This window comes from Streptomyces sp. NPDC059989, assembly GCF_042736975.1.
In the GTDB taxonomy this organism is placed as follows: domain Bacteria; phylum Actinomycetota; class Actinomycetes; order Streptomycetales; family Streptomycetaceae; genus Streptomyces.
The window spans coordinates 26,120-33,839 of sequence record NZ_JBHWUO010000064.1 but is presented as its reverse complement, the minus strand read 5'-3'; the positions used below and the strand labels follow the sequence as shown (position 1 = coordinate 33,839).

The 7,720-nt window shown below is 71.8% G+C and carries 9 protein-coding genes; all 9 read right to left on the bottom strand.

The genetic code is table 11. The annotated features are described in order from the left end of the window. Positions 1 to 148: 148 nt before the first annotated feature. Complete coding sequence (locus ACFWBN_RS35050; RefSeq protein ID WP_385184233.1) at positions 149 to 901, bottom strand: AAA family ATPase; 753 nt, start codon at positions 899 to 901, stop codon at positions 149 to 151. 104 nt (positions 902 to 1,005) lie between these two features. Beyond that, positions 1,006 to 1,446, bottom strand: a complete 441-nt coding sequence (gene aroQ / locus ACFWBN_RS35045; RefSeq protein ID WP_215018894.1) for a type II 3-dehydroquinate dehydratase — start codon at positions 1,444 to 1,446, stop codon at positions 1,006 to 1,008. Further along, the gene (aroB, locus tag ACFWBN_RS35040; protein WP_385184229.1) at positions 1,443 to 2,534 is read right to left on the bottom strand and encodes a 3-dehydroquinate synthase; all 1,092 of its coding nucleotides are present in this window, start codon (positions 2,532 to 2,534) and stop codon (positions 1,443 to 1,445) included. The genes aroQ and aroB overlap by 4 nt, the downstream gene beginning before the upstream one ends. Continuing rightward, entirely contained in the window at positions 2,531 to 3,049 is a 519-nt protein-coding gene (locus tag ACFWBN_RS35035) for a shikimate kinase (protein WP_385184226.1), read from the bottom strand. Before ACFWBN_RS35035 ends, aroB begins: the two co-directional genes overlap by 4 nt. Continuing rightward, the gene (aroC, locus tag ACFWBN_RS35030) at positions 3,046 to 4,230 is read right to left on the bottom strand and encodes a chorismate synthase (RefSeq protein ID WP_351289707.1); all 1,185 of its coding nucleotides are present in this window, start codon (positions 4,228 to 4,230) and stop codon (positions 3,046 to 3,048) included. Before aroC ends, ACFWBN_RS35035 begins: the two co-directional genes overlap by 4 nt. Before the next feature lie 133 nt (positions 4,231 to 4,363). Continuing rightward, a complete protein-coding gene (locus tag ACFWBN_RS35025) occupies positions 4,364 to 4,555 on the bottom strand; it encodes a hypothetical protein (protein ID WP_385184224.1) in 192 nt (63 codons plus the stop codon). 34 nt (positions 4,556 to 4,589) lie between these two features. Next, positions 4,590 to 5,414, bottom strand: coding sequence for a shikimate dehydrogenase (locus ACFWBN_RS35020; RefSeq protein WP_385184222.1), 825 nt, complete (start codon positions 5,412 to 5,414; stop codon positions 4,590 to 4,592). A gap of 6 nt (positions 5,415 to 5,420) precedes the next feature. Beyond that, complete coding sequence (gene mltG, locus ACFWBN_RS35015) at positions 5,421 to 7,145, bottom strand: endolytic transglycosylase MltG (RefSeq protein WP_385184220.1); 1,725 nt, start codon at positions 7,143 to 7,145, stop codon at positions 5,421 to 5,423. A 102-nt stretch (positions 7,146 to 7,247) separates the two neighbouring features. Further along, positions 7,248 to 7,718, bottom strand: coding sequence for a Holliday junction resolvase RuvX (gene ruvX, locus ACFWBN_RS35010; RefSeq protein ID WP_030028999.1), 471 nt, complete (start codon positions 7,716 to 7,718; stop codon positions 7,248 to 7,250). Positions 7,719 to 7,720 lie beyond the last annotated feature (2 nt).

Here is a 7,720-nt window from a genome sequence, read left to right as displayed (position 1 = left end):
CCGCCGGCGTTTGAGGCGCGGGGTCTGGGGCGGAGCCCCAGCAGCGGCGCCGAGCCCGGCAGGCCAGACCCCGCCCGGGGGCACCAAACCCAGCCTCGCCGGCGATTGAGGCGCGGGGGCAGAGCCCCAGCAGCGGCGGAGAGACTGCCTAGGCCAGCGCCCGCGCCAACGTTTCGTCGAGGGCTCGCGCCGTCCCCTCCACGTCAAGGTGCGAGTTGTCGATGATCGGCAGACCGGAGCCGTACCAGCCCGCCATCCGCCCGTGGATCCGCGCGACCTCCTCGTCGGAGAGCCGCCGGTTGCCGGAGCGGGCCGCGTTGCGCTCCAGGACGATCTCCAGGCCGGGCAGCAGCACCACGGGCAGCAGCGTGGGCCCCACGTGCCGTTTCCAGCCGCCAAGGCCGACCACCGGCCGGTCCGGGAAGACGGCGTCGTCGAGGATGCAGGAGATCCCGTTGGCCAGGTAGTTGCGGGCGGCGAAGCCGCAGGTGCGGCGGGCGAGGCGGTACTGGGCCTCGGAGTGCTCGTTCCAGCCCGCCTGCGGATCGGCGAAGCCGGAGCACACCCACTCCCGGACGTCGTCCAGGCTGACGTGGGCGGTCGGCACCGGCCGGGTGCTGGCCCAGTGCCGGGCCACGGTGGTCTTCCCCGCGCCGGCCGGGCCGATCAGCAGCACCGCGAGGGTCGCGGCCCCGGTACCCGGCACCGCGGGCGGCAGCGGAATGTGCCCGGTGGCCTCCGGTACGGGCGCCACCGGGTGCGACGGCGGCCCGACCGGGGCCGGCGCGGGCGGCATCTGCGGCCAGCCCTGCGCCGGAGGTATCGGCGGTGGCGGAGGCGCCGCCGGATGGGGTCCCGACTGCCCCCAGCCCGCGCTCCCGCCCCCCACTCCTTGGTGCATCCGCTGCCACTCCGTCTCGTTCCGGCTACTGATGCGAGAACGTTATATGACCGCGGCGGCCCGGCGGTCCACCAGCACCGCCGGGCAGGGCGTCGGTCTCGGCGTCAGAGGGAGATCTCGTCCGCCAGGGCGCGCAGCGCCAGCCGGTAGGAACCGATGCCGAAGCCCGCCACCGTCCCGGTCGCCACGGAGGCGATGACCGAGGTGTGCCGGAACTCCTCGCGGGCGTAAGGGTTCGAGATGTGCACCTCGATGAGCGGCGCGGTGCGCTGCGCGGCCGCGTCCCTCATCCCGTACGAGTAGTGCGTGAAGGCCCCCGGGTTGATGACCACGGGGATCTTGCCGTCCGCCGCCTCGTGCAGCCAGCGGATCAGCTCGCCCTCGTCGTTGGTCTCGCGGACCTCGACGTCGAAGCCGAGCTCCTCGCCCAGCGCGCGGCAGCTCTCCACGAGCCCGGCGTACGAGGTGGCCCCGTACACGTCGGGCTCGCGCGACCCCAGCCGGCCCAGGTTGGGGCCGTTGAGGACGAGCACCTTGCGGCTCACGCGGACACCTCTCCGTACGCGGCGATCAGATGCGCCGGGTCGGGGCCCTCCAGGACGGTGGGCTTGCCGAGGCCGTCCAGGACGATGAAGCGCAGCAGGTTGCCGCGCGACTTCTTGTCGACCTGCATGGTCTGGAGCAGCTTGGGCCACTGGTCGCCGCGGTAGGTCAGCGGCAGGCCGACGGCGGCGAGGATCTCCTTGTGGCGGTCGGCCGTGGCGTCGTCGAGGCGGCCCGCGAGGCGGCCGAGCTCGGCGGCGAAGACCATGCCGACGGAGACGGCCGCGCCGTGCCGCCACTTGTAGCGCTCGTTCTTCTCGATGGCGTGCGCGAGGGTGTGCCCGTAGTTGAGGATCTCCCGCAGGCCCGACTCCTTGAGGTCGCTGGAGACCACGTCCGCCTTGACCTGGATGGAGCGGCAGATCAGCTCGGCGGTGTGCGGGCCCTCGGGCGTCCGCGCGGCGGCCGGGTCGGCCTCGATCAGGTCGAGGATCTTGGGGTCGGAGATGAATCCGGCCTTGATGATCTCGGCGAGGCCGCTGACGTAGTCGTTGACCGGCAGCGATTCCAGCGCGGCCAGGTCGCAGAGCACGCCGGCCGGCGGGTGGAAGGAGCCCACCAGGTTCTTGCCCTCGGCGGTGTTGATGCCGGTCTTGCCGCCGACGGCCGCGTCGACCATCGCGAGGACGGTGGTCGGTACGGCGATCCAGCGCACCCCGCGCAGCCAGGTGGCGGCGACGAAGCCCGCGAGGTCGGTGGTGGCTCCCCCGCCGACGCCGACGATGACGTCGGTGCGGGTGAAGCCGGACTGGCCGAGCGCCTTCCAGCAGTACGCGGCCACCTCGGCCGTCTTGGCCTCCTCGGCGTTCGGCACCTGGATGGCGACCGCCTCGAAGCCCTGTTCGGCCAGGTCGTCGCGCAGTGCCTCACCGGTCGAGGCGAGGGCCTCGGGGTGGATCACGGCGACCCGCTGGGCCTTCGTACCGATCAGGGAGCCGAGCTCGCCGAGCAGCTGTCGGCCGACGAGCACGTCGTACGCGTCATGGCCGGCGCTCGCGCCGACGTGGATCCGCGTCACCTGGTCTGTCATACGTCCTTCAACTCCAGAGCGTCGAGGACCGCCTGGGCGACCTCTTCGGGGGTGCGGTCGTCGGTGGCCACCACGACGCGCGCGACTTCGGTGTACAGGGGGCGCCGGGCGTCCATCAGCTCGCGCCACTGGCGGCGCGGGTTGACGGCGAGCAGCGGGCGCGCGGCGCCGAGGCCCACGCGCCGTACGGCTTCCTCGACGTCCATCGACAGGTAGGCGACGGGGAGGCCGGCGAGCAGCGTGCGGGTGCCCTCGTCGAGGACGGCGCCGCCGCCGAGGGCGAGGACTCCGGTGTGCTCGGCGACGGCGGCCGCGACCGCCTGCCGCTCCAGCTCGCGGAAGTACGGTTCGCCCTCGTCGACGAACAGGTCGGAGATCTCCCGGCCCTGGGCCGCGACGATGTCGGCGTCGGTGTCCCGGTAGGGGACACCGAGCCGCTCGGCGAGCAGCGCGCCCACGGTGGATTTGCCGGACCCCATGGGTCCGACGAGCACGACGACCGGTCCGGCCGTCACCGGATCTGCAGGTGGTCGAGGTACGAGCGGACGTTGCGGCGGGTCTCGGGGACGGAGTCGCCGCCGAACTTCTCGACGACCGCGTCGGCCAGGACCAGGGCCACCATGGCCTCGGCGACGATGCCCGCGGCCGGGACGGCGCAGACGTCGGAGCGCTGGTGGTGGGCCACCGTCGCCTCACCGGTCGCCACGTCCACGGTCGCCAGCGCCCGCGGCACGGTCGCGATGGGCTTCATCGCGGCCCGTACGCGCAGCAGTTCGCCGGTGGTCAGACCGCCCTCGGTGCCGCCGGAACGGCCGGAGGTCCGCTTCAGGCCCTCGGGGGTGGAGACGATCTCGTCGTGCGCCTGGGAGCCGGGCACGCGGGCCAGCTCGAAGCCGTCGCCGACCTCGACTCCCTTGATGGCCTGGATGCCCATGAGCGCGGCGGCGAGGCGGGCGTCGAGGCGGCGGTCCCAGTGGACGTGGGAGCCGAGGCCGACGGGAACCCCGTAGGCGAGGACCTCGACCACACCGCCCAGGGTGTCGCCGTCCTTGTGGGCCTGGTCGATCTCGGCGACCATCGCCTTGCTCGCGTCGGCGTCGAGGCAGCGCACCGGGTCGGCGTCGAGCTTCTCGACGTCGGCGGGGGTCGGGTAGACGCCGTACGGGGCCTTGGCCGCGGCCAGTTCGACCACGTGCGAGACGATCTCGATGCCCGCGACCTCCTTGAGGAAGGACCGGGCGATCGCGCCGAGGGCGACACGGGCGGCGGTCTCACGGGCGCTGGCGCGCTCCAGGATCGGCCGGGCCTCGTCGAAGCCGTACTTCTGCATGCCCGCGAGGTCGGCGTGGCCGGGCCGCGGACGGGTCAGCGGCGCGTTGCGGCCGGTGTCCTTGAGCAGCGAGGGGTCGACCGGGTCGGCCGACATGACGGTCTCCCACTTGGGCCACTCGCTGTTGCCGACCATGACGGCCACCGGGGAACCCAGCGACAGCCCGTGCCGGACGCCGCCGAGGAAGGTGATCTCGTCCTGCTCGAACTTCATCCGGGCCCCGCGGCCGTAGCCGAGCCGGCGCCGGGCCAGGTGGTCGGCCACCAGTTCGGTGGTGACCGGGACGCCGGCGGGAAGGCCCTCCAGCGTCGCCACCAGTGCCGGTCCGTGCGACTCCCCGGCGGTCAGCCAACGCAACCTGCTCAACGATGCTCCTCATGCTCGCGCCTGGTACAGCGACGGCGCGATCGGGGTGCGCGGCCCGGACCCGCCATGACTGATCCTCCCATGTCCGGACCGGTCTACGGGGCCCCGGTCCAGCTATCGGACGCCTTGTCCGTCAGGCGACCCGGCGGCCGCGCTCGCGGAGCCAGGTGATCGCCGTCCACACGGCGACGGAACCGACGAGTCCGATCACGATCGCCTTGGCCCACCACGGCAGGGTGCCGAACGCCACTCTGAGGGTGCTGAAGATGACGAAGGGGAGGTCCCACTTCGATGCGAGTGTCTGTTCGGTCCCTGCCTGGTCCACGCCGCCCCCAAGATCAAATGTGCAGGCGGAAAGCCTACCGGGCGGCCAGCGCCCGCTCTCCGGCGGCCCTCATGGCGGCGAGGGGGCCCGGGGTGCGGCCGGTCATCTGCTCGACCTGCAGCACGGCCTGGTGGACCAGGAGGTCCAGTCCGCCGACGACCTTGCCGCCCCGGCGGTCCCAGGCCGCGGCGAGGGCGGTCGGCCAGGGGTCGTAGAGGACGTCGAAGAGGGTGCCCACCGCGTCGGGCACGGAGGCCGCCAGGGCGTCCGTCGTACCGGCCGGGGTGGTCGCGATCACCAGCGGCGCGGCCAGCGCCCCGGCCGCCTCGGACCAGTCCGCCGTGCGGACGGGGACGCCGAGCCGCTCGCCCCACTGCCGCATCTCGTTGGCGCGGGCGCGCGAGCGGACGTACGCGGTGACCTCGCCGGTGCAGATCCGCGACAGCGCGGCGAGCGCCGAGGAGGCGGTGGCGCCGGCGCCGAGGACGGCGGCGGACGGCACCTTCTCGATGCCGCGCTCGTGGAGCGCGGCGACGATGCCGGGGATGTCGGTGTTGTCGCCGAGGCGGCGGCCGTCCTCGGTGAGGACGACCGTGTTGACCGCCTCGACGGAGGCGGCCGTGTCGCTGATCCCGTCGAGCAGCGGGATGATCGCCCGCTTCAGCGGCATGGTCAGCGACAGCCCGGCCCACTCGGGGCCGAGGCCGGCGACGAATCCCGGGAGCGCGGCCTCGTCGATCTCGAAGCGGTCGTACGACCAGTCGTCGAGGCCGAGCTCCTGGTAGGCGGCGCGGTGCAGCACCGGTGAGAGGGAGTGCTCGATGGGCGAACCCAGCACCGCGGCCCGTATCCGTGACATGTCCTGCTACCCGCCGTTCTTCTGCTTCTGCCGTTCCTGGAACTCGGCGACGAGCTGGAGGTGCTCGTCGTAGGTCTTGGTGAAGGTCGTCGTGTTGCCGTCGACCGACACGAAGAACATCCATCCCCCGTGGTCCGGGTTGAGCGTAGCGGTCAGCGCGTCCATGCCGGGGTTGCCGATCGGGCCGACGGGCAGTCCCTTGATGAAGTGCGTGTTGTAGGGGTTGTTGAACGCCTGGGCTTCCTTGAGGTTGAAGTTGATCTCGCTCTGGCCCTTGGCGTAGTTGTACGTCGAGTCGAACTCGATCTTCTGGTTCGTGACGTCGTTGGTCTTCTTCAGGCGGTTGTAGACGACCTCGGACATCTTCCGGAAGTCGTCGTGGTTCTTGCCCTCGGCGTTGACGAGGCTGGCGACCGTGACCACCTGGAGCGGGTTGTCCAGGCCGAGCTCCTTGGCCTTGCCCTCGACGCCCAGTTCCGCGTACTTGTCGCTCGCGTGCTTGACCATCTGCTTGAGCAGCGACTCGGGGGTGCTGTCCTTGCTGAGGTCGTAGCGCATCGGGTACAGGAAGCCCTCGAGCGGGTCCGTGATCTTGGGGTTGTTGCCGGCCCAGGCCGGCAGGCCGAGGTTCTTGGCATCGCGCAGGGCGATCTCCCGGGTGGTGCCCTCCGGCTTGCCCAGCTTCTTGTCGATCGCCTCGTACACCTTGGCGTTGCGCATGCCTTCGGTGACGGTGATGACGTTCAGCTTGCTGGGGTCGATCATCAGCGCGACCGCGGCCGCACCCGACATCTTCTTCTTCATCGGGTACATGCCCGGCTGGATGGACTTGCCCCTGGGATTGGCGTTCGCGGCGTCGACGAAGGCCTGGGCGCTGGCGACCACGCCGGCGCCCTTCAGGATCCGACCCATCTCCCCCAGGAGCGCGCCCTTGGGGATCTCCACGTCGACCAGCTCGTCCGTGCCCTCGCCCGCGTAGTCCTCGGCGGCGCCGAACCTCGCCTTGACGTAGTTGTAGCCGTAGTAGCCGCCACCGCCGACCACGCCGACGATCACGACGGCCGCGATCAGGCAGGCCATGCCGCTGCGCTTCTTGGGCTTGCCGCCCTTCGAGCGGCCGGAGCGGCGGCCGCCACCGGGCTCGTCGCCGTCACCGTCGTCGTCGCCGCGGCCACCGCCGCCGGCGAAGAACGAGTCGTCGGGCTCCTCGTCCGCTTCCTCGGCGGGCTCCGGCTCCAGGTGGCGCCGGCCCGGGGGCTGCGGAGGCGGGTAGGCCTCCTCCGTCGTGTACAGGTCCGGGGCTCCGCCCGGGTACACGGGGACGGGCTGCGAGGCGTACGGGTCCGCTCCGGCGTAGGGGTCGGCCTGCACCGCTCCCACGTACTGGCCCTGGCCGGTGTCCCAGCCCTGGCTGTCGTAGACCGGCTGCTGCGGGGCGTAACCCTGGTGCTGCTGCTCGACGTACTGCGGCTGCTGGGGCTGCTGGGGCTGCTGCATGTACGGCTGCTGCGGGTACTGCTGCTGTGGCTGCTGCGGGTAGTGCTGCTGCGGCTGTGGCTGCTGCGGGTACGGCTGCTGGTACTGCGGCTCCTGCGGATACTGCTGCTGCGGGTCGCCACCGTAGGGCGCCTGGCCCTGCTGGGTCTGGTGCCCGGTCCACCCCTGGTCCCCGTACAGGGGATCCTCGGGGTGCCACGGTTCGGAGCCTCGGCCCCGGCCATACTCAGTCATCGGTCCCCTAGAGCCGCGAGACGAAGGCCACGGAGTCCGGCATTCCGTGGGCGACGGCTGTTCGAATGCCGTCTCATCGCGCGGAACGTTACCGTATCGCGATCAGACAACCACTTCGACGCACTCACCGGGCGGATTACCTGATACACGTTCGGTCTCAAGAGCGTTCTGGAGGATCACCACTGCGGCTGCCTGGTCGATGACCGACCGGCCCTTCTTCGCGTTCCTGCCGGAGGCCCGCAGGCCCTGGGCGGCGGTGACCGTGGTCATCCGCTCGTCCACCAGTCGGACCGTCACGGGCTTGATGCCCTTCGCGAGTTCGTTCGCGAAGGCGCGCACCTTGGCCGCGGCCGGCCCCTCCCGCCCGCTGAGCGAGCGGGGAAGGCCGACCACGACTTCGAGGGGCTCGTACTCCTCGACGAGCTGCCGCAGCCGCCGGTGGGCGAACGGAATGTCCCGTCCCGGCACGGTCTCGACCGGTGTGGCCAACACCCCGTCGGGGTCGCACGAGGCGACTCCGATCCGGGCGTCCCCCACGTCGATGGCGAGCCGGCGGCCGCGGCGCAGTGTCATCG

What these genes read in the sequence shown, in the direction of transcription:
- ACFWBN_RS35050 (WP_385184233.1), bottom strand. Translation starts at nt 901, where the DNA reads ATGCACCAAGGAGTGGGGGGCGGGAGCGCGGGCTGGGGGCAGTCGGGA.
- aroB (WP_385184229.1), bottom strand. Translation starts at nt 2,534, where the DNA reads ATGACAGACCAGGTGACGCGGATCCACGTCGGCGCGAGCGCCGGCCAT.
- ACFWBN_RS35020 (WP_385184222.1), bottom strand. Translation starts at nt 5,414, where the DNA reads ATGTCACGGATACGGGCCGCGGTGCTGGGTTCGCCCATCGAGCACTCC.
- mltG (WP_385184220.1), bottom strand. Translation starts at nt 7,145, where the DNA reads ATGACTGAGTATGGCCGGGGCCGAGGCTCCGAACCGTGGCACCCCGAG.
- ruvX (WP_030028999.1), bottom strand. Translation starts at nt 7,718, where the DNA reads ATGACACTGCGCCGCGGCCGCCGGCTCGCCATCGACGTGGGGGACGCC.